The 980-nt window shown below is 53.8% G+C and carries 2 protein-coding genes; both read left to right on the top strand.

What is annotated here, in order from left to right:
• The coding region (locus B2W96_RS10965) for an efflux RND transporter permease subunit (protein WP_293010346.1) at nucleotides 1–359 on the top strand (359 nt) is incomplete at its 5' end.
• Nucleotides 343–936 carry a TetR/AcrR family transcriptional regulator gene (locus tag B2W96_RS10960; RefSeq protein WP_293010344.1) on the top strand — a complete coding sequence of 198 codons (594 nt, stop codon included), beginning with the start codon at nucleotides 343–345 and terminating at the stop codon, nucleotides 934–936. The genes B2W96_RS10965 and B2W96_RS10960, both read left to right, overlap by 17 nt.
• The last annotated feature ends 44 nt before the right edge of the window (nucleotides 937–980 follow it).

Raw genomic sequence — 980 nt, 5'->3', positions numbered from 1 at the left:
CCATTGTGCTGGTGGATTACATCAAAATCCGCCGCCTGCGGGGCGAAGAGAAGGACGAGGCGATTTTGAAGGCATGTCCCCGCCGTGTCCGGCCTGTGATGATGACCATGCTCACAACGGTTCTGGGCCTTCTGCCCATGGCCGTGGGCATGGGCGAGGGGGCGGAAATGATGAAGCCTATGGCTATCGCGATGATTACAGGCATGCTGCTTTCCACCGTGGTAACGCTGCTGTTTACGCCGGTGTATTACAGTATTTTGGACAGTTTCAGACAAAAAATTTCTAATAAACGCGCGGCCAAAAGAGGGAAATCCGCGCCGGAAAAGAAGGAGGAGATTCTCAGTGTCGAAGATCAGTGATCGGCGCCGCGCCGACATACTGCACTCCGCGCTGACTGAGTTTGGCCTCCGGGGCGTGGACGGAGCCTCTATGTCTGAAATCGCTGCCCGGGCAGGGATCGGAAAGTCAACGATATACGAGTACTTTCCATCTAAAACAGAGCTGATTATCGCATCCTGCGAAATGAAAATTGGACAAATAAGAGAGGAGATTGTATCTATTTTCAGCCGGGACATTTCCTTTTCCGCGCAGATGGAGCTTTATGTGGAAATGATGCTGGACATGGCCGGAAATGTTGATTTCAATGAGGTTGTGCGGATCTTTACCCGGGATTCCATCGATGCGCTGGAGACAGTGGTAGATGGCCTTGCGGGGGATATGGCGGCCATCTTGGAACAGGCCATTCTCCGTGCCCAGGCGGCAGGAGAACTGGTGGAGGATATAGATGTGAGTATTGCCGCGGCGATTCTGCTGGGGCTTCCCAACCCGCATTTGATTCTCCGCCTGCGGCAGTTGGGGAAAGAGGAGCCGGTGAAGGCGCTGGTGAAGCTGGCGCTTCGGGGCCTCCGAACCATCGAAACGCCAAAAAATGCCTGACGCACAGAAAACGCGAAGTATACCTACGCTGCACTTAAGAAATA

This window comes from Oscillibacter sp. UBA6647 (assembly GCA_002455655.1).
GTDB lineage: Bacteria > Bacillota > Clostridia > Oscillospirales > Oscillospiraceae > Oscillibacter.
The sequence above is the reverse complement of the archived record's forward strand: the minus strand, read 5'-3'. Positions and strand labels throughout refer to the sequence as shown.